Genomic DNA, 18,531 nt, shown 5'->3' with positions numbered 1-18,531 from the left:
TTAATGTATTCGTTGCCTATTACGCCTTTTGCTGATTATTGGCGTCAGACCCAGTTTTGGAGTTCATATCTGGGAGGAACAGCACTGCTGGTAGCAGGAACGAGTGTGTTGGCTAATTCATCCCTGGGTCAGATTCCCTTGACAATTCCGACAAGCATGCTACCTAAAAGCGAAACGTTAGCAGTGCCCTATGTGCTGCCTCCACTTGAACAGGAGAGCACCAACGCTCCGCTTAATCCGGTTGAGAGGATTACAACAGAAATACGCCTGGAAGATGTACCCGTGAATGCCCCCACGGAGTTCCGGGAAACGAACAAGATTCCGCCGGGGATGAGCAGGATACTGGAGGAAGGGCAAAAAGGAATGCAGCGCCGGGTCGTTAAGAGTATTTTAGTTAATGGAGAAGTTAATGAAGAGTATGTGGTTAATGAATTTATCCTCAACGCGCCCAAGAAAAGGGTAGTAATCAGAAACACCAAGCCCGTTAGCGGAGAACAGGTCGATATAAGCAAGCTTGAGATAAGCCGCTCATTTGTGATGGAGGCTACCGCTTATACATATACCGGCAATCGCACTGCAACCGGCGTTTACCCGCACGAAGGCCTGATCGCCGTGGATCCGAAAGTGATCCCTTTGGGCAGCAAAGTTTATGTTGAGGGATATGGGTATGCCATCGCTGCTGATACCGGGGGAGCAATTAAGGGGCAAAAAGTAGACGTCTTTTTTTCCTCGCTCAACCGGGCCTTAGAATGGGGCAGACGCCCAGTTCAGGTCTTTCTCCTCAAAAATAACTGAAGTGTTTCGACAAATGTTACCTTTTTACTTTTACACCTTAGCTTTGACAACAGACCACTGATCCGTTACAATGAAGTTGCAGGATATATATGGAAATAAAAGGATATCATGCACGTTTTCAAGAGGTAAACTCACTGGATTGAGGGGCAGAAAGTTAGAAAAAAAGATTTGAGGAGTGAAGCGATTAGATGTTGGGACAGACCAGGATTAGGGTGATGACCCTGATCCGCCGCTTTGGCAAAGTCAAGCTTGCCCTCGCCGGTCTAGCCTTGTTGGCATTGCTCATTACCCCGGTTTTGGTTCAGTTGAAGAGCATGAGTGTAGAAATTGACGGTCAAACCAAGAATGTAAGAACAATCTTTAACACGGTCGGAGGGGCACTGGAACATTCCCGCCTTGGCATTTACCCGGAAGATGCGGTGGCACCCTCCCGGGGAACGCGCCTAAGCAAAGGAATGGTTGTCCAGGTTACCCGCAGTGTTCCTGTTAAGCTAACGGTAGATGGCAAAACATATGAAACCCGCACGGTTGCCGCGACTGTCGGAGAAGCTCTGACTGATTTATCTGGACGTTATAATTTAGACCTGAAAGAAGTTGACGAGGTAAATCTGCCCCGCTCGGACACTCTCCCGGCAGGGACAGAGCTAGCAGTCCAGCGCTCAATTTCTATTCATGTGCAGGCCGATGGCAAGGAATATGATACATACTTAGCTCCACGCTTGGTAGCGGAAGCTTTGACCAAATTAAATATTACGGTAGGTTCCCTAGATAAGGTTTCTCTGCCGCTGGATCATATGCTTGCGCCTAACGACCGGGTGCAGGTAGTTAGGGTCGTTGAGAAAATCGAAAGTGTTAAAACAGAAATACCTTATCAAACCGTGGCTCAAGCTGCGGATTTTCCAGTTGGGCTTCCGGACAAGGTGCTTAAACGGGGCGCTAACGGGCTGCAGGAGCAGACTGTGAAGCTGGTCTTAGAGGACGGCAAGGAAGTTGACCGGCAAGTCATGGCCCAACGCGTAGCCTTGGCTCCGGTCAATCAAGTGGTGTCAAGAGGAGCACAGACCTCGATTTCCCGGGGTGGCACCGTGGTGAATTTTAAGCGGGCTTACAAGGTGAAGGCTACCGCTTATTGTGAGCCTGGTGGACGCACTGCCACCGGTGCTGCGGTGCGCTGGGGTGTTGTGGCCGTTGACCCGCGGGTGATCCCGCTGGGGAGCAAAGTTTACGTTGACGGATATGGTCAGGCTGAGGCGCTTGATGTCGGCGGAGCTATCAAAGGAAACCGGATCGATTTGTATATGGATTCGGAAGAAGCAGCTAGGTCATGGGGAGTGCGCTATGTCATTGTGTATGTACAGTAAGTAAGACGGATTATATAAAACGTGAGGCTGTTCATGGTTGAACAAGCCTCACGTTTTTTCGTAAGAGTCCTTGAATTTTTGGGGGGTACAACCCCTTTACGGAGCGTTAGCCGAGCCCGAACAAAAATCCCACGGAGGTGTATATTCCGTGGGATCGCTTATTTGTGTTAGGGTTACAGCAGCTATGGATTTCAAGCTTAGTCCCATTGTCTTGTTAAGCTTCCATATCGATTCCTAACAGGTTATTTTCCAAAATCTGCTCGCGCTTAAAGTGTTCCAACTGAAGGAAATACTCCAACGAATTTATCAAAGACTCTTGAGGCAAGGTTCCCACGAGTTCAGTCCCGACCACGGACACCCCGTAGCGGGCCGCTTCTAATTTGACCAGTTCATACGTGCGGTAGAGCGGGGTTTTTACATAGTCAAACATATTCATGGACACGGCCACCTGGTTGCGGTCCTCAAACTTGAGACCTACAGCACGTACCGTAGAGAATCCGCCGCTCGGGCCGCGGACGATCTTGGCTATGGCTTTAGCTATATTTACATCCGGAGTTGCCAGGATCACGTTAAACGCGACCAATCCGCTTTCCCCTGCACTGACGATCACCGCACCGGCTGTAGGGTGTAAGGCTGCCGGGCCAATATCCGGAGCCCTTTCCGGTAGATGAACAACTTTTTTCAATCCTTCGAACTGACCGGCTCTGATAAAGTCTAGGCTTTTTCTTTCGGGCGTACGCGCATTTTCTCCGGAAAAGAAAACAGGTACCTGATAAAGATGATATACTTCTTGTCCAATTTCTTCAGCTAGAGCTGTACATTCCTCTAAAGTAATATTTTTCAATGGAAAAATCGGGATTGTATCCTGGGCTCCAATGCGTGGGTGGCTTCCGGATTGTTCTTCCATGTTGATAAGACGGATCGATACGCCGGCCATCTTTAGAAGAGTTTCTTTCAAAGGTTCAGGTTTGCCAATAACTTCAACGACCGTCCGGTTAAAATCCGCATCCGGAAAATAATCAATCAACCTTACGCCCGGTGTATCTCTGAATACTCCTACGACTGATTCAATAACTTCTTTGCGCCGCCCGTCACTGAAATTAGGGACAGCATGGATATACTGTGCCATAATAATCATCCTTTCTGTACAGCTAATTGATTAATTTACGCTGCAACAGTTATTCATGCAGCTAGTGCAGCGTGAAAAGTTAAGACATCTTTATTCCCCTAGGTAGGCTTTGCGTACCCGGTCATCATGCATAAGGATCTCGGCATCCCCGGCTAAAGTTATTTCCCCCGTTTCCATAACAAAAGCTTTATCTGCAATAGATAAGGCGAGGTTGGCATTTTGCTCGACAACCAGGATTGTTATTCCCTGCCGATTCAATTCTCCAACGGTATTAAAAATTTCCTCAACAACAATGGGTGCCAAACCCATTGAAGGCTCATCAAGCATTAATAAATGTGGCCGCGACATCATCGCCCGTCCTATAGCCAGCATCTGTTGTTCTCCTCCGCTTAATGTTCCTCCTAATTGTTTTTCCCGTTCTTTTAATCGGGGGAAAACTTTATATACTCTCTCAAAATCACTGTTTACGCCATCTTTGTCCCGACGCAAGTAGGCTCCCATCATCAGATTTTCTGCCACAGAGAGATCTGAGAATATCTTCCGGCCTTCGGGCACATGGATAATACCCATGCCCACAATCTTATCACTTCGTTCTTTGGTGATATCCTGTCCCTTAAAAGTAATTTTACCTTCTGTAGGTCGTAAAAGTCCGGAAATAGCTTTCAATGTAGTTGTTTTTCCGGCCCCATTGTTACCAATCAGAGTGACTATTTCCCCCTCGTTGATTTGCAGAGAGATGCCTTTCAAGGCGTGAATGCTTCCATAAAAAGTGTTTAATCCTTCAATGGTTAGCATTCTTATCCCCCCTTTTCCCCAGATAAGCGGTAATTACCTTTTCATTTTGCTGCACTTCTTGAGGTAATCCCTCGGCAATTTTTATCCCATGGTCAAGTACGATTACCCGCTCAGATATTTCCATCACTAATTTCATGTCGTGCTCAATCAGGAGAATTGATAGACCTTGGTCGCGAATGCGGCTGATTAATTGAATGATTTCTTTTTTCTCCTGTGTGTTCATCCCTGCTGCCGGTTCATCAAGCAATAATACTTCCGGTTCAGCTGCCAAAGCTCTGGCTATCTCTACTCTGCGCTGGTTGCCATAGGAGAGATTAGCAGCGATCTCGTCATGGAGGTCGGCTAAACCGATAAAATCCAAGAGCTCCATTGCTTTGGCCCGAGATTCGTTTCCTTCTTTCTTAAATTTAGGTGTATGAACCAGGGTATCCCACAAATTGGCTTTGGTGCGCGAAAATTGCCCCACCATCACGTTTTCCAACACAGTCATGGTTTTGAACAGGCGGATATTTTGAAAAGTGCGGGCAATCCCCCGAGCGGTAATCTGGTAGGGTTTAAGTTGCCCCAGTGGTTGTCCGTTGTACAGAAGTTCACCGGAAGTCATCGTATAAACCCCTGTCAAGAGATTGAAAAAGGTTGTCTTACCCGCACCATTGGGGCCAATCAGACCGATGATATTCCCCTTGTCCATGCTCATATCCACATGATCAACCGCAACAAGTCCGCCAAACGCTTTAGTGGCTTGACGTGCTTCAAGAATTGGCATGGGAGCGGCCCCCCTTCTTTAAACTCAGTCGGATAGATTTTGGTTTGATTTTCCCTTTCAACAATTCCATGCCAATCATACCCTGAGGGCGGTTGATCATCATTAGGATAAGCAGCATACCATAAATGGCATAACGGTAAGTGGAAATGTCGCGTAAAAACTCTGGCAAGGAAGCCAGAATGATTGCCCCGGCAATAACACCCGGAATTGATCCGCTCCCCCCCAGAACCACCATGCACAGAATTGCTACCGATTCCACATAGGTAAAATTATCCGGATTAACATAATGGATATAGGAAGCAAAGAAACTTCCCGCTGCTCCGGCAATCGCTGCCCCGAGCACGAAAGCCATTATTTTTAACGTCGTTGGGTTAATCCCCATAGCCTCGGCCGCAATTTCATCGTCTCTAATCGCAACCAGGCCTCTGCCCAGGCGAGAATTGAGCAAGCGACTGGAAATGACTACCGTCAACAGCATCAAAGCCAAAATAATATAGTAATAACCTATATTTGTATGAATCTTATATCCGAGTATGCTGGGCATTGGTATTCCCGGTATGCCCGCGGGACCCCGGGTAAAACCAACCCAGTTGATTAATACCAGACGTACCAGTTCGCTAAAGCCTATCGTGGCAATGGCTAGATAGTCCCCTTTTAAGCGCAAAGTAGGTATTCCCAACAAAAAACCAAACAGAGAGGCAACCACAGCACTTGCTAATAAAGCCAGCCAAAAGGACCACTTGGCCTCAACCGTCAAAAGGGCAGTTGTATACGCCCCGATTCCATAAAAAGCAGAATGGCCCATGGATAATTGTCCCGCAAAACCAATGACTAAGTTGAGGCTAAGAGCTAGGACAATATACAAAGTAATAATAATAACCGTCCGAAAAAGATAGGGCATGTTGCCAATCATAAAAGGCAGAGCTAATAAAATGATAAGGCCTCCCAATACGGCTGCCAAACGGGGTCCTTTGGAAAGGTTAACTATTTTGTAAGTTATCAAGTCGAAAATATAGGAGCCAAACCGAATTAAAATATATAGAGTTATTCCCCCCGCCGCTAAAGTTAATAAAATTCGCAAGAGGTTCTGCATGCACTCTTCCCTCCTTTAGACCTTTTCCTGCTGAGCTTTGCCAAGCAAGCCCGAGGGTTTAAATAATAAAATGATGATCAGGATGATAAAAGCGATGCCATCCCTATAGCCGGAAGAAATATAGGCTGCACCGAACGTCTCAGAAATCCCCATAATAAGTCCTCCGAGCATAGCGCCGGGGATACTGCCGATGCCTCCTAAGACGGCTGCAATAAAGGCTTTAAGTCCGGGCATAAAGCCCATCATTGGGAAAACAGCCTGATAGTACATCCCCACTAAAACTCCGGCTGCAGCTCCCAATCCGGAACCCAAGGCGAATGTCATATAGACAATTCTATTCGTGTTAACACCCATCAGGCGGGCGGCATCCATGTCCTGCGCAGTGCAGCGCATAGCGCGGCCCAATCTGGTTTTATTCACAATATAACTAAGGATAATTACCAAAACCACTGTTGTACCAAAGATTGCAAGTTGGAGGGTTGAGACGGGGAAACCGGCGAATCGATAGACCGTATTGTTGATCAACTTCGGAAAACTGTTTGTTTGCGGCCCCCAGGCCAGCATAGCGAAGTTCTCCAGGAAAATTGACGCCCCAATTGCGGAAAGAAATAGGTTAATGCGTGGTGCTTCGAACAAAGGTTTGTAAGCCAAACGCGCCAGTATTACTCCAAAAAGTCCAGCCCCTATCATTCCTATTAAAAAGGCCGGAATCAGTGGCAGGTGGAAAACAGTGATCGCTGTTAATGCCAGAAAAGATCCCAGCATATATACATCCCCATGGGCGAAATTAATTAATCGGACGATCCCATAGACCATTGTAAACCCAACTGCAGTGAGGGCATAAATACTGCCAATCGCCAAACCATTACTTAACTGATCTAAGAACATAACATTACCCCTCTTCGGTATTACTTGTTGAAGATTCTGCTAAGGGATATAAACACGACACACAGGTTTTACTAAAAGATAGTTCCGGGAACGGTAGGGGTAGGGACTCCCACCGTTCCTTCTTCTAAAGCCAGCAATTTTCGGGTTCCGGAAACAGAATTTTTCCACCTTACAGCTGCTGATCTGCGGGGATAATTTTTCCGTCTTTAACCGTAAGGATTATGATTTTACGGGTAACGTCATGCTTAGAGTCGAAACTGATTGGGCCTGCTACACCGGGAAAATCTTTGACCGAACTGAGATAAGTTTTAATCCCTTCCCGGGTTGCTCCGTTTTTCTTAACAGCTTCCAGGATTAATTTAGCCGAATCATAAGCAAGTGCCGCATAGGTATCCGGTTCTTTTTGATATTTGGCTTTGAAGGCTTGGACAAATTCTACGGTACCCGGATATTTAACCTCGGGGTGAAAAAAGCCTGTAAATCTTATGCCTTCAACTGCTTTTCCTCCCAGTTTAATCAGTTCGTCTGAGCTGATTCCGTCAGTACCAAGCATAGGGACATTTAAGCCTGCAGTCGCTGCTTGCTGGGCAATTAAGGCGGTTTCTACATAATAGCCCGCGATGAATAGAAGATCCGGATTTTCCCCTTTGATATTTGTTAATTGCGGGCTAAAGTCTTTGGATTGTCCCTCGAAATATTGCTCCTCTGCCACAACTTTACCACCGGCCTCAGTGAAGGCCTTAATAAAATCTGTTTTAATGCCTGTGCCGAAATCGTTTGCGGTATAAAGAACGGCGGCATTGCGTTTGCCCATCTTGTCGTAAGCATATTTCGCTAATTGAGTAGCCTGTGTTGTATCAGTCAAGGAAACGCGATAAATATAAGGAGTTGTTCCGTCGGTGATCGTCTTATTTACAGAATCAGTGATAACGGGAATCTTGGCTGAGTCGTAGATGCCGCGGGCTGCTAAAGTACAGGAACTGTTCCAGTGGCCGATGACAGCAAGAATGCTGGAATCAGAGGCGAATTTTTGGGCGACATTCGGAGCCTCTTTGGGGTTGCCGGTATCGTCCCCGACGGCAAGTTTTGCCTTACGCCCGTTCAGCCCGCCGGCATTGTTAAATTCATCGATTGCCAGTTGAATGGCTTTGACCTTCATATCCCCAAATTGAGCCGAGTCACCAGTCATGGGATTAGCACTGGCAATAACGATGTCACCGCTGGAAGCTGTGGATTCAGCACCACACCCGGCTAGGGAAACGGCAAGGAGCAACGAAATAAGTCCTAGAGCGATAATTTTGGTCCAACCTTGGTTCATAGATTTTACCTCCCTCAATAAAATTCGGATTCGCTCCTTTCTTATTGCAAAATTCGCGCCATTTAAAATCCATATAAAAAACAAGAGAAGGAAGAGGCTTTCAGTACAAAGCCTCTTCCCATAAGGAGTTGATGATCGGTTTATTTCCTCTTGGATTTTAGAAAAGCCTAAACCTTGTCCGTAAAGCCTGCAAATTTTGCAGGTTGGGATATTTTTGCCGACATCGGGTCATACTTGAGCGGTGGCTGCGTAGTCTTTTAGTTTGTAACGCAAATTACGTTCACTGATGCCAAGAACACGGGCCGTTTCACGGCGATTTCCTTTCAGTTCGTCAAGCGTTGCTAGAATTACTTTCTTTTCTACAGCAGTAAGTGGTTCCCCAAATTGGATAGGTATCCAGGGGTTGTGTGCTGCAAATTTGTGTATCCCGCCCAGAAGCTCGGGCGGCAAATCCGGTACTTCGATGCGGGGACCGGGGCTTAATGCAACCAGTCGTTCAATGATGTTTTCAAGTTCCCTGACATTGCCGGGGAAATTGTAGTTCTCAAGAATAAGGGCGGCTCCACGGGAAAATCCTGTAATTTCCCTATGCATCTGCATGGTATACTTGGCTAGGAAATGTCTGACCAGGCCTGGCAGATCATCTTTTCTTTCCCGCAAGGGCGGGAGGTAAATCGGTATCACGTTGAGCCTGAAAAACAGATCCTCCCGGAAATTTCCTTTAGCTACTTCCTCTTTGAGGTTTTTATTGGTCGCAGCAATTATTCTGGCTGTTATGGTTTTGGTGACTTCTGAGCCCAGGGGGTTAATCTCACGGGTTTGCAGCACCCGCAACAGTTTGGCCTGAAGCATTGGGTTCATTTCCGCGATTTCATCCAAAAACAGGGTTCCAAAGTTAGCAAGTTCGAATCTGCCTTTTTTAGTGTGTAGAGCCCCGGTAAAGGCTCCCTTTTCATAACCGAAAAGTTCGCTTTCCAGGAGCTGTTCAGGGATGGCGGCACAGTTCACCGCTTCAAACGGGGCTTTCTGCCTTTTACCCAGATAGTGAACAGCGCGGGCCACCAGTTCTTTCCCGGTGCCGCTTTCCCCGCTGATTAGCACAGTGGAGTCAATGTCTACTATTTTATCTATCTGGTCGAAGACATTGCAAATGGCCTTGCTCCTTCCAATCATCCCCAGGTCCAGGTATTTGTTCTGTACTTCCCGGGATAAGTTGGCAACTTGACGGTTTAGATTTTGATAATCCAGCGCTTTTTGGATTTTAACCTTTAGTTCAGCCATCACTAAAGGTTTGGTCAAATAATAGTAGGCTCCTCGCTGCATGGCTTCAACAGAGGACTCGATACTGCCATAAGCCGTCATGGCAATAACCAGGGTTTGTGGGTGCTGCATCCGGATTGCCTGCAGGACTTCCATCCCGTCCTCAGGCCCTAGGCGCTGGTCCAACAGAACCACATCGATGCTGTGATTATTTATGATTTGGAAGGCGGAACCTGAATCACATGCGGTAAACACTTGGTACTCATCTTCCAGGGTGAAGCGCAAAGCCGAACAGATGGCTTCCTCATCGTCAATGACCAAAATCGTTGCCATAATACTCCCCCTATCTTATCGTACTGTGTACATGTTCCTTGATGATTACCCCCTGGAAAAAAGCATGGTCACGGTTGTCCCTTTGCCCTCGGCACTTTGGATCGTAATTTCCCCGTTGTTCTCTTTTGTAAGTTTATAAACGATAAACAAGCCCAGCCCGGTACCTCCTTTGTGTAAGGAAAAGAAAGGCTCAAAAACTTTGAGGAGATCTTTTTCCGATATTCCTTTGCCGTTATCCGAAACTTCAATACTCACTTTGTCTTCGTCTTCGGCCCAGGCTCTAACCGCAATTTTACCCCCGGTAGGAAGCGATTGGAGGCTATTTAGGAAAAGGTTCATAAAAACTTGCTGCAATTGTTGAGGGTTTACCATCACATTTAGGAGTGGAGGGACTTCCACCTCCACACGAACCTGCTTTCCGCGGGCCTCATTCTCGACTAACGCCAATATCGATGAGGTGATATCCTTTACCGGCACGGATTGATGCTGTAGTTGTTGCGGGCGGGTATAATTGAGTAAATTATCAATTAGTTGGCTTAAACGGCGGATTTCCTGGGGAACAAAGCGCACAATTTGTTCCCTGAAGTCCGGGTTGCCCAGCTTTTGGGGAATGAGTTCCACAAAAGCCTGAATCGAGGTTAGGGGATTTCTTAGTTCATGAGCAACTCCGGCAACAATCTGCCCGAGAGATTGGATTCTGTCCTGCAAATACAGTTTTTCCTGCAGATGTTTTTCTTCCGTAATATCACTAAAACCAATAACGATCCCTTCTACCTCAGATTCGGCATTAAGGATCGGGGACAGGCTATAAGCAAGAATTCTTTCCTCTCCTTCCGGCGTTCGAAAGGCAGCCTCTTTCACCCTTGTAATCTGTTTATCCTCTAAAGCCCTGCGTACGTGTTCAGAATCGAAATAACTCGCTATGTCTGAATCTTGTAACGGTTGACCAAGATAGCCTTTATCCAAGCCTAGGATTTTTTGGGTCATCGAATTGTAGGAAAGAATCACTCCGTAAGCATCACAGGCGATGATGCCATTCAACGAGCTTTCCAGAATTTTTTCCTTTAAGCGGTTGCTTTTTTCCACCTCTTCCTTCTGGCTGAGAAGTTCTCGGTTTACCTTTCGCAATGACAGAGTATGTTCGGCCACTTTCTGGTGTAAAGCCCTGTTCCAATAGAAAATAATTAGGATAATTACAAGGGCTAGTCCGACGACGAGTAGGGCAATCGTCAGCCGTTGCTGTAAAAGACGGGACTCATCAATAATTTCTTCCCCAAACCATTTATGATAGATTTTATTATAGGTGCCATCCTTCTTGATCGCAGCGATACCTTGGTTGATCAAATCCAGTAACTGTTTATTTCCCTTAAGTACGGCAACCGCATAGTCCGTAGGATTAAGCGGTTCGCCCACGATTTTCAATTCCTCGGTTTTGTGTTCTTTCTGGCTGAAATAAAGACCGGTTAAACGGTTCCCAACAAATGCATCCACTTTACCTGCCAATAAATCGGACAGGCCTTCTTCCTGGTTGGTTCTTTCGACTAAATGTACTCCGGGGATCTGGGATAACATTTCCGTACTGATGTCTCCGCGCTGGACAGCTACCGTTTGAGCTTTTAAGTCACCTAAGTCATTGATGTAACGGTTGTCTGAACGCACGAAAATAGCCTGAGTGTTAGTTACCAGAGGATCGGAAAAATCATAGGTAGCAGATCGAGTCTTGCTATACGTCATGCCTTGGATTAAATCAATCTTCCCTTGCTGCAGGGCAGCTTGAGTATCATTCCAGGACATGGAGGTTATTTCAATATCAAGCCCCAGTTCAATACCAATCGCCCGCATGACATCCACATTAAATCCCTTATAAATTCCGTTAACGTCCAAAAATTCGTAGGGCGGATAATTATTGTCACCGCCAACGCGGATAGTTTTTTGGACGCTCTTGGTGTTGAGGTTTAATTTTTCGGCTCCGGCGGTAGGAGTAAGAGTAGGAGCAATGCCACAACTAAACAACGCAGTCAAAAAGAGCAGGTAAATCGTAAGCATAGTTCTAAAGACCTTGTTTATGTGCTTAAAGTATTTTCTCACGGCTTTCGTTATAATCATCTCCTACAAAACTCGCTTTTATTTCTAATATGTTCGACGGTAAGAGCTTTAACCCTCTGGATTTTAGCCTGTACGGAGAAAAACCGTTTTACCCGAACACCAGTTCTACGTTAGTCTGTTCTGTGGTAGATTCCCCCAAAGATTCCCGGCCAGGGTCTTGGTATTATGGACTTGGGCTCCACATATTTTTACTAAAGGAGTAGTCTCAATGCCAAGAAACGGGGGGGTCATGCATGCGCAGGCTGGTCATGATACCGGGAAGCAGGCTCAAGTCGGTGGCAGTTATTTTTGTCCTGGGAGTAATGGGTGCTTTGGTGCTCTCTGTGTTTTGGCAAGGGTCGGCGGTTGTCTTAAACTACGCGAAAGACCGGCATGTGGTTATGCTGGACCCCGGGCATGGCGGGTACGATCCGGGGGCTATTACCAAACAGGGGGTCTATGAAAAAGACATTAACTTAAAAATGGCCAACAAAATCAGGGATTTTCTCAAACCGAGCGGAATCGAAGTCATTCAAAGCCGGGATGAAGATGAAGACTTTGCACCTGATCGCGGAACGGGTAAGACTACCAAAAAACAAATCGATCTGAATTATCGCATTGCCATCGCTCAGCAGGCCAAGGCCGATATATTCGTAAGTATTCATGTCAATGCAGCGATAACTTCCCAAAAGTCCGGAGCGGAAACTTTTTATCATTTCAGCTCTGACTCCGGTAAGAGATTGGCTGAAACTATTCAAAGCGAACTGATAAAAATACCCGGTATGAACCGTCGTGTTGCCAAACCGGCCGACTTTTATATTATTCGCAATACGGCTATGCCTGCTGTAGTCATAGAATTAGGCTATCTGTCAAATGCCGCCGAGCGCAGCAAACTTCAGCAATCCTGGTACCAAGATCAATTGGCGAAAGCAATAGCCAAAGGAATTGCTCAATATTTTGGGCTGCCGTGAATTGAATATCCTTAAACACTTAAGTGCAAATATCTTATAATCAGAGACTTAAACCCTGAAGAATTTGACCACTATTTGTAATCACCACTTAAATTTCAAAAATCGACTTAGAAAATACATAAGGAAAATTCAAGAGGGGAAAATAGAGTCAGTCAACCGAATCTCTGACAGAAGGAGTTGAACAATTATATGAAGCGGTTTCTGACTTTTTTATTGATAAGTACCCTCTTGTTGGCTCTTGCCTTAACGGGCTGTACCAATGTCCAACCTCCTGTACCGCCGCAGCAGCCATCGCAAACATCTGAGGCTGGCCAGCCGCCGCAGGCCGAGGCTGAAACCCGTCAGGATGTGCTTGGGGCCGAGAAACGGGTGGTAATGGGATTTTACACGGACGCTGAGGGCTCGATTCCCGGATCTAAGGATTCCATGGTCAAAAATATTAAACTAATGGATGAAGTAGCGTTTTTCTGGTACACATTCGATGATTCCGGCAAGGTAATCCCAACAGGGAAGCGCGATCTGGGCGTTAAGGATATTGCGCAGAAGAACGGGGCCAAGGCTTATGCTTTGGTGCATAATATGCGCGGTGGAACTTTTGATGCTAATTTGGCGCATAAGGTTCTAGCAAATTCAGGGACAAGGTCAACTTTTATCAATAACCTTGTTAATCTGACGATGAATGAAAAATGGGACGGGATTTCCGTAGACATTGAGAAAGCCCCTCCCGGCGATCGCAATAACTTCTCCGCTTTCGTCGCTGAGCTGCAAAAAGCGTTGCGCGCCAAAGATAAAGTCTTAAATATTTCGATTCCGGCGAAGTTTATTGACTATCCTTCTGATTTATGGTCAGGTGCCTATGATTATGCAGCCATCGGGAAAGCGGCTGACCAGATCATACTCATGACCTATGATGAACACGGAATGGGTACCAGCCAAGGCCCGATTGCCTCACATGCTTGGGTTAACCGTGTAATTACTTTTGCTATCGGAAAAATCCCGCGTGAGAAAATTGTGATGGGCCTCCCGGTCTACTCTTTCGACTGGGGTTCTAATAAACCGAATCTCCCTGCATATCTCTCGTATGCACAAAGTGTAGAACAGGCAAAGAAACATGGGGTAGAAATACAATTTGACGAAGAAAATAAAGTGCCGCACTATGCTTATACGGCCAATGGAGTCCGGCACGAGGTCTATCTTGAGAATGCCAAGAGCCTTCAGCCGAAAATGGAATATGCTCGGCAGCATAAGCTTCATGGTGTAGCCATTTGGCGTTTGGGGATGGAAGACCAAAGCATTTGGGACAGCTTGATTAAAACTTACGGCACCAACAAAAATAAACAGTAGTGGGTAGAATGAAGAAAACAGGTTTGCACTTGCAGACCTGTTTTCTTTGTATATTGCAGAGGATTTGGTTAAGATAGAAGGGAATTAAAAATTTTTAGGTGTAGAGGTAGGGTAATGATTAGAGAGCTTATTGTAGTTGAGGGGAAAAACGATGCTCATGCCGTGCGGCAGGCCTTGGGGGATGTCGATTTGATCTGGACGGAGGGCTTTGGGCTAACAGCAGACAAGCTCTCCTATATTGCTGCCATAGCAGAACGCCAGGGAGTTATTGTTTTTACTGACCCAGATACAGTCGGGGAACAAATTCGGGACAAGATCAGGCGCAGAGTTCCCAGGGCAAAGCATGTCTATCTCGCTAAGACTAAAGCCCTCAAAAACGGGGACATTGGGGTGGAAAACGCTGACCCGGAAGAGATCAGGCGGGTGTTCGCCAATGTTAGAGAGATTAGAACTGAACACCAGAATGAACAAGTAGCTAGGGAAGAACTGTTTAGTTATGATGACTTGCACCAAGCCGGTCTGGTAGGGCAGCCTGATTCTCAAGCCAAAAGAGCCGCCTTAGGCCGTATTTTGGGTATCGGAGAAGCCAATGCCAAGCAGTTTTTGCACCGTTTGAACCGCTTCGGCGTCAGCCGGGAGGAGTTCTGGCAAGCGGCTGAAGGAATTACACCAGGGCCAAAGTAACAAGCAGCTATGACGATTTCCAGGTATGGAATTAAGCAGGTGAATCAATCACTAGGAAGCAAAGGAAATTGGGCGAGTGGAGGAAAGTGATTTAATGGAGAGCGCGGCAGCGTATACAAAACGGCTTCTGAATCAGGGCGCACGGGCCCGCAAAAGCCTCGGGCAAAACTTTCTAATTGATGATGGTGTTATTCAGAATATTGTTAACATGAGCGACCTTGGACCAAGTGCGCCTGTGGTCGAGATCGGCGCAGGGCTCGGTGTGCTGACCCGGGTGTTGGCAAGGCAGGTTGATCGTTTATGGGCGGTGGAACTGGAAGAAGCTAAAGTTAAAATCTTAGAGCGCGAGTTGGCTGACCTGCCCGTGACCATAATTAAGGGAGATGCGCTTGAACTGGACCTTCACACACTTTGGGGAGAGGAACAGGGAGTATTAATCGGGAACTTGCCTTACTACATAACAAGCCCTTTGCTCATGCATTTTCTCGAGCAAAGTGAGAACCTAAGACAAATGACAGTGATGGTGCAAAAAGAAGTGGCAGACCGTCTTGGCGCTGTCCCTGGGGGCAAAGCGTACGGGGTCTTGTCAGTGGCAGTTCAGTTAGCTGCCGAAGTGGAAAAGCTCTTTGATGTGCCACCTCACGCCTTCCGGCCTCAGCCTAAGGTAACGTCAGCGGTTGTGCGTCTTAAGTTAAGGCCGTATCCCAACTTAGCTGTTGAAAAGCACCAATTGCTACGTGTAGTCAAAGCTGCTTTCAGCCAGCGGCGCAAGACCCTGGGTAACTCCCTGAGCGCAGGCTTAGGAGCGGATAAAAGTAAAGTGCGGGAACTCTTGGAGTCAGTCAGCATCGATGAAGGAAGGCGGGCCGAAACTTTGAGCATTGAAGAGTTCCAGGAAATTACCCGGATCTGGATAGACTTACCAACTGGAGAGTCGGCTGAGCTTGACTGAAGTTAACTCAAAGAAACTAAACAACACTATATACAACTAAACCGAACCTAAACGAACTAAAACCATTGACTTATCAACTAAGCAGAGTTAGAATAAAGCTGTCTCGTTAACGAGGAGGTAAAAATGAGCGCTAATTTTTCCCTCACAGTCGAAGAAGCCGCCCAGTTATTGAAAATCTCTAAATACACTCTTTATGAGTTAATTAAGAAGGGTGAGATTCCCGCTCAGCGCATTGGTCGCCAGCTTCGGCTTGATCGGGATGTACTTGAAAATTTTCTCCGAGGCGCAGGGCCGTTGCCAGAAGCCACAAGCCGCAGCCGAGGGCAGAGCCATGCTCAAAGCCAGGGAATTATCCAGTCGGGTGAAGTGTTCGAGCGAATTCGATTTGCCGGGAGCCATGATCCGGTGGTTGAATTGCTCCTGGAATTTGGCAGCCATGCTTCTCTCAAAATGGAGACATCCTTTGTCGGAAGTATGGAAGGGTTAATAGCGCTTTACCGGAAAGAGGCTGATCTGGCTGGCGTTCACCTTTGGGACGATAAGACTGAGGAGTATAACCTCCCGTATGTCGAGTATATTTTGCCGGGAGAGCAAGTTGAGCTTGTGAACTTAGTGCAAAGGGTTCAGGGCTGGATCGTTACTGCCGGAAATCCACTTGGGCTTAAAGCGTGGGAAGACCTAGGGCGCAAAGGTCTGCGCTTTGTCAACAGGCAAAAAGGTTCCGGGACAAGGCTAAGGATTGACTCCTTTCTGCGCAAAGCCAAGTTAAGCCCTGCCGGTATTTCCGGGTACAGTACGGAAGAAAGCACACACTACGGGGTTGCTTACCGAGTTGCATCCGGGGAAGCCGATGCCGGGATCGGGGTTCAAGCAGCAGCTGACAGGGTCGGGCTGGACTTTGTGCCTTTATTTCATGAAAGATATGATTTGGTAGGCCGACTTCCTTTTACCTCAGGCGAAGAATGGCACCGTCTGCTAAGCATTCTAAGCACTCCGGTATTTCATAAGGCGGTGCAAAGACTGGTCGGGTATGACACTTCCCTCACCGGGAAGATAATGAGTTCCCGAGATTAGGGGAGAGTTACCAAGAGAGGAGATTAAGATGTCTAGAACTTTCAGTAAGCGGGGAATTTGGACAGTTCTTATTGTACTTATCGCTGCACTTGTGCTCAGTGGGTGCGGCGCTGCGGGGAACCAAGGAGGGAGCCGGGCGGGAAGCCAGAACGCGGACAGCGGGCAGCCCCCGAAACCGGCTAATCCGGACTTAATTCTCGCTACGACAACCAGTACCGTGGATAGTGGACTTTTGGATGTTCTTGTTCCGGAGTTCGAAAAGAAGACCGGATATAAGGTAAAGACTATTCCTAACGGTACAGGAGCAGCCCTGAAAATGGGTGAGCAAGGAAATGCCGATGTCCTCTTAGTTCATGCTCCGGCATCGGAAAAGAAACTTGTGGACGAAAAAACCGCCGTTAATTATCAGCTTGTGATGCATAATGACTTTATTATTGTCGGACCGGCAGAAGACCCGGCAGGAGTCAAAGCCACTAAAACTTCGGCTGAAGCTTTCAAAGCCATCGCGGCCAAGCAGGCTGTTTTCATCTCCCGGGGGGATGATTCCGGGACGGATAAAAAAGAAAAAGACCTTTGGAAAGCGGCCAAGCTAACTCCGTCAGGAAAGTGGTACCAGGAGAGCGGAAGCGGGATGGGTCAAACTTTGAATATCGCCTCCGAAAAGAACGGGTACACTTTAACAGACCGGGCCACTTACTTAGCAAATAAGAAAAACCTGAAACTCGAGATTGTGCTGGAAGGAGAAGCGTCGCTGCTTAACATCTATCACGTCATGCAGGTTAACCCCGAGAAATTCCCGAAAGTGAACAAAGACGGGGCGCAAGCTTTTGTCGAGTTCATGGTAAACGCGGATACGCAAAAGATGATTGGAGAGTTTGGCAAGGATAAGTTCGGTCAAGCGTTGTTCTTCCCGGATGCCGGCAAGAAAGATTCTGATTTGGGTAAGGCAGCTTAGTTAATGATGAAGAGGGGAGTAGTTCAGGTTTGGATCTGATCTGGCAGGGAATTCTCGAAGCTTTACGTCTAATATTCACCGGGGATCGGGAAATCCTTGACATCACCCTGCGCACGTTGCAAGTTTCGGGGAGTGCCACTTTAATTAGCCTGATATTGGGGGTTCCGCTTGGAACCCTTTTGGCTTTGTCAGAGTTTCGAGGTCGCAGGTTTCTCCTGAGTTTATTGAACACGGCCATGGGCCTGCCCCCGGTGGTGGTGGGGCTATGGGTCTCGATATTCTTGTGGCGTTCCGGGCCTTTTGGCTTTCTTAACATAATTTACACCCCAACTGCGCTAGTGGTGGCACAAGCAGTTATAGCATGTCCGGTCGTGATCGGGCTTACGAGTGCAGCCATCCAGCAGACTGATCCGAAACTGCGCCTGCAGATCAAAGCTTTAGGCACCACCAGGATGCAGTTTTTGTGGCTGCTTTTAAGCGAGGTGCGCTTTTCCTTGCTGGCGGCGATTATTGCCGGGTTTGGCGCGGTGGTGTCCGAAGTGGGAGCGTCAATGATGGTTGGCGGCAATATTAAGGGATCGACTCGGGTTCTTACGACCGCGACTGTGCTTGAAGTTTCCAAAGGAAACTTCGATGTGGCGATCGCCCTGACGATTATCCTGTCTTTAGTCGCCTATGCGGTTACACTGTGGCTTACACTTCTCCAACAGAGACGACACGGAGGTTAA

17 protein-coding genes are annotated in these 18,531 nt (G+C 47.2%); 9 read left to right on the top strand and 8 right to left on the bottom strand.

The genetic code is table 11. The features are described from left to right. Nucleotides 1-3 precede the first annotated feature (3 nt). Both ACYQ2N_RS10395 and ACYQ2N_RS10390 read left to right on the top strand, forming a co-directional pair. Complete coding sequence (locus ACYQ2N_RS10395; protein WP_459999170.1) at nucleotides 4-795, top strand: G5 and 3D domain-containing protein; 792 nt, start codon at nucleotides 4-6, stop codon at nucleotides 793-795. 188 nt (nucleotides 796-983) lie between these two features. After that, nucleotides 984-2,156: a ubiquitin-like domain-containing protein gene (locus ACYQ2N_RS10390; RefSeq protein ID WP_459999169.1), complete on the top strand. Its 1,173-nt coding sequence runs from the start codon at nucleotides 984-986 to the stop codon at nucleotides 2,154-2,156. Between the two features lie 214 nt (nucleotides 2,157-2,370). Here ACYQ2N_RS10390 and ftcD read toward each other — a convergent pair whose 3' ends face one another. The 8 genes from ftcD to ACYQ2N_RS10350 all read right to left on the bottom strand — a co-directional run bounded on the left by ftcD (nucleotide 2,371) and on the right by ACYQ2N_RS10350 (nucleotide 11,844). Further along, nucleotides 2,371-3,285 carry a glutamate formimidoyltransferase gene (gene ftcD, locus ACYQ2N_RS10385; protein ID WP_459999168.1) on the bottom strand — a complete coding sequence of 305 codons (915 nt, stop codon included), beginning with the start codon at nucleotides 3,283-3,285 and terminating at the stop codon, nucleotides 2,371-2,373. A gap of 90 nt (nucleotides 3,286-3,375) precedes the next feature. Continuing rightward, complete coding sequence (locus tag ACYQ2N_RS10380) at nucleotides 3,376-4,080, bottom strand: ABC transporter ATP-binding protein (RefSeq protein WP_459999167.1); 705 nt, start codon at nucleotides 4,078-4,080, stop codon at nucleotides 3,376-3,378. Further along, entirely contained in the window at nucleotides 4,067-4,846 is a 780-nt protein-coding gene (locus ACYQ2N_RS10375; protein WP_459999166.1) for an ABC transporter ATP-binding protein, read from the bottom strand. The genes ACYQ2N_RS10380 and ACYQ2N_RS10375 overlap by 14 nt, the downstream gene beginning before the upstream one ends. Beyond that, nucleotides 4,833-5,939, bottom strand: a complete 1,107-nt coding sequence (locus ACYQ2N_RS10370; protein WP_459999165.1) for a branched-chain amino acid ABC transporter permease — start codon at nucleotides 5,937-5,939, stop codon at nucleotides 4,833-4,835. Before ACYQ2N_RS10370 ends, ACYQ2N_RS10375 begins: the two co-directional genes overlap by 14 nt. A gap of 15 nt (nucleotides 5,940-5,954) precedes the next feature. Beyond that, nucleotides 5,955-6,827 carry a branched-chain amino acid ABC transporter permease gene (locus ACYQ2N_RS10365; RefSeq protein ID WP_459999164.1) on the bottom strand — a complete coding sequence of 291 codons (873 nt, stop codon included), beginning with the start codon at nucleotides 6,825-6,827 and terminating at the stop codon, nucleotides 5,955-5,957. Nucleotides 6,828-6,996: 169 nt separating this feature from the next. Further along, nucleotides 6,997-8,145: an ABC transporter substrate-binding protein gene (locus ACYQ2N_RS10360; protein WP_459999163.1), complete on the bottom strand. Its 1,149-nt coding sequence runs from the start codon at nucleotides 8,143-8,145 to the stop codon at nucleotides 6,997-6,999. 228 nt (nucleotides 8,146-8,373) lie between these two features. Then, entirely contained in the window at nucleotides 8,374-9,738 is a 1,365-nt protein-coding gene (locus tag ACYQ2N_RS10355) for a sigma-54-dependent transcriptional regulator (RefSeq protein WP_459999162.1), read from the bottom strand. A gap of 45 nt (nucleotides 9,739-9,783) precedes the next feature. Then, on the bottom strand, nucleotides 9,784-11,844 hold the full coding sequence (locus ACYQ2N_RS10350; RefSeq protein ID WP_459999161.1) for a transporter substrate-binding domain-containing protein: 2,061 nt from the start codon (nucleotides 11,842-11,844) through the stop codon (nucleotides 9,784-9,786). 233 nt (nucleotides 11,845-12,077) lie between these two features. On the opposite strand from ACYQ2N_RS10350, the gene ACYQ2N_RS10345 reads away from it, so the two are divergent. The 7 genes from ACYQ2N_RS10345 (at nucleotide 12,078) to ACYQ2N_RS10315 (ending at nucleotide 18,531) form a co-directional block, all read left to right on the top strand. After that, entirely contained in the window at nucleotides 12,078-12,794 is a 717-nt protein-coding gene (locus tag ACYQ2N_RS10345; RefSeq protein WP_459999160.1) for an N-acetylmuramoyl-L-alanine amidase family protein, read from the top strand. Between the two features lie 189 nt (nucleotides 12,795-12,983). Continuing rightward, nucleotides 12,984-14,138 carry a glycosyl hydrolase family 18 protein gene (locus ACYQ2N_RS10340; RefSeq protein ID WP_459999159.1) on the top strand — a complete coding sequence of 385 codons (1,155 nt, stop codon included), beginning with the start codon at nucleotides 12,984-12,986 and terminating at the stop codon, nucleotides 14,136-14,138. Between the two features lie 114 nt (nucleotides 14,139-14,252). Then, nucleotides 14,253-14,822: a ribonuclease M5 gene (gene rnmV / locus ACYQ2N_RS10335; protein ID WP_459999158.1), complete on the top strand. Its 570-nt coding sequence runs from the start codon at nucleotides 14,253-14,255 to the stop codon at nucleotides 14,820-14,822. Nucleotides 14,823-14,916: 94 nt separating this feature from the next. Next, a complete protein-coding gene (gene rsmA, locus ACYQ2N_RS10330; protein WP_460000513.1) occupies nucleotides 14,917-15,774 on the top strand; it encodes a 16S rRNA (adenine(1518)-N(6)/adenine(1519)-N(6))-dimethyltransferase RsmA in 858 nt (285 codons plus the stop codon). A 123-nt stretch (nucleotides 15,775-15,897) separates the two neighbouring features. Beyond that, a complete protein-coding gene (locus tag ACYQ2N_RS10325; RefSeq protein ID WP_459999157.1) occupies nucleotides 15,898-16,848 on the top strand; it encodes a substrate-binding domain-containing protein in 951 nt (316 codons plus the stop codon). Between the two features lie 28 nt (nucleotides 16,849-16,876). Continuing rightward, the gene (locus ACYQ2N_RS10320) at nucleotides 16,877-17,803 is read left to right on the top strand and encodes an ABC transporter substrate-binding protein (protein WP_459999156.1); all 927 of its coding nucleotides are present in this window, start codon (nucleotides 16,877-16,879) and stop codon (nucleotides 17,801-17,803) included. 29 nt (nucleotides 17,804-17,832) lie between these two features. Continuing rightward, on the top strand, nucleotides 17,833-18,531 hold the full coding sequence (locus ACYQ2N_RS10315; RefSeq protein WP_459999155.1) for an ABC transporter permease: 699 nt from the start codon (nucleotides 17,833-17,835) through the stop codon (nucleotides 18,529-18,531).

It is taken from the genome of Paradesulfitobacterium aromaticivorans (genome assembly GCF_054657415.1).
The sequence above is the reverse complement of the archived record's forward strand: the minus strand, read 5'-3'. Positions and strand labels throughout refer to the sequence as shown.

Excerpts from the sequence above, each read along its gene's own strand:
- ACYQ2N_RS10340 (WP_459999159.1), top strand. The coding sequence starts at position 12,984 with ATGAAGCGGTTTCTGACTTTTTTATTGATAAGTACCCTCTTGTTGGCT.
- rsmA (WP_460000513.1), top strand. The coding sequence starts at position 14,917 with ATGGAGAGCGCGGCAGCGTATACAAAACGGCTTCTGAATCAGGGCGCA.
- ACYQ2N_RS10345 (WP_459999160.1), top strand. The coding sequence starts at position 12,078 with ATGCGCAGGCTGGTCATGATACCGGGAAGCAGGCTCAAGTCGGTGGCA.
- ACYQ2N_RS10350 (WP_459999161.1), bottom strand. The coding sequence starts at position 11,844 with ATGATTATAACGAAAGCCGTGAGAAAATACTTTAAGCACATAAACAAG.
- ACYQ2N_RS10370 (WP_459999165.1), bottom strand. The coding sequence starts at position 5,939 with ATGCAGAACCTCTTGCGAATTTTATTAACTTTAGCGGCGGGGGGAATA.
- rnmV (WP_459999158.1), top strand. The coding sequence starts at position 14,253 with ATGATTAGAGAGCTTATTGTAGTTGAGGGGAAAAACGATGCTCATGCC.
- ACYQ2N_RS10355 (WP_459999162.1), bottom strand. The coding sequence starts at position 9,738 with ATGGCAACGATTTTGGTCATTGACGATGAGGAAGCCATCTGTTCGGCT.
- ACYQ2N_RS10375 (WP_459999166.1), bottom strand. The coding sequence starts at position 4,846 with ATGCCAATTCTTGAAGCACGTCAAGCCACTAAAGCGTTTGGCGGACTT.
- ACYQ2N_RS10390 (WP_459999169.1), top strand. The coding sequence starts at position 984 with ATGTTGGGACAGACCAGGATTAGGGTGATGACCCTGATCCGCCGCTTT.
- ACYQ2N_RS10325 (WP_459999157.1), top strand. The coding sequence starts at position 15,898 with ATGAGCGCTAATTTTTCCCTCACAGTCGAAGAAGCCGCCCAGTTATTG.
- ACYQ2N_RS10395 (WP_459999170.1), top strand. The coding sequence starts at position 4 with ATGTATTCGTTGCCTATTACGCCTTTTGCTGATTATTGGCGTCAGACC.
- ACYQ2N_RS10365 (WP_459999164.1), bottom strand. The coding sequence starts at position 6,827 with ATGTTCTTAGATCAGTTAAGTAATGGTTTGGCGATTGGCAGTATTTAT.
- ACYQ2N_RS10320 (WP_459999156.1), top strand. The coding sequence starts at position 16,877 with ATGTCTAGAACTTTCAGTAAGCGGGGAATTTGGACAGTTCTTATTGTA.
- ACYQ2N_RS10360 (WP_459999163.1), bottom strand. The coding sequence starts at position 8,145 with ATGAACCAAGGTTGGACCAAAATTATCGCTCTAGGACTTATTTCGTTG.
- ACYQ2N_RS10380 (WP_459999167.1), bottom strand. The coding sequence starts at position 4,080 with ATGCTAACCATTGAAGGATTAAACACTTTTTATGGAAGCATTCACGCC.
- ftcD (WP_459999168.1), bottom strand. The coding sequence starts at position 3,285 with ATGGCACAGTATATCCATGCTGTCCCTAATTTCAGTGACGGGCGGCGC.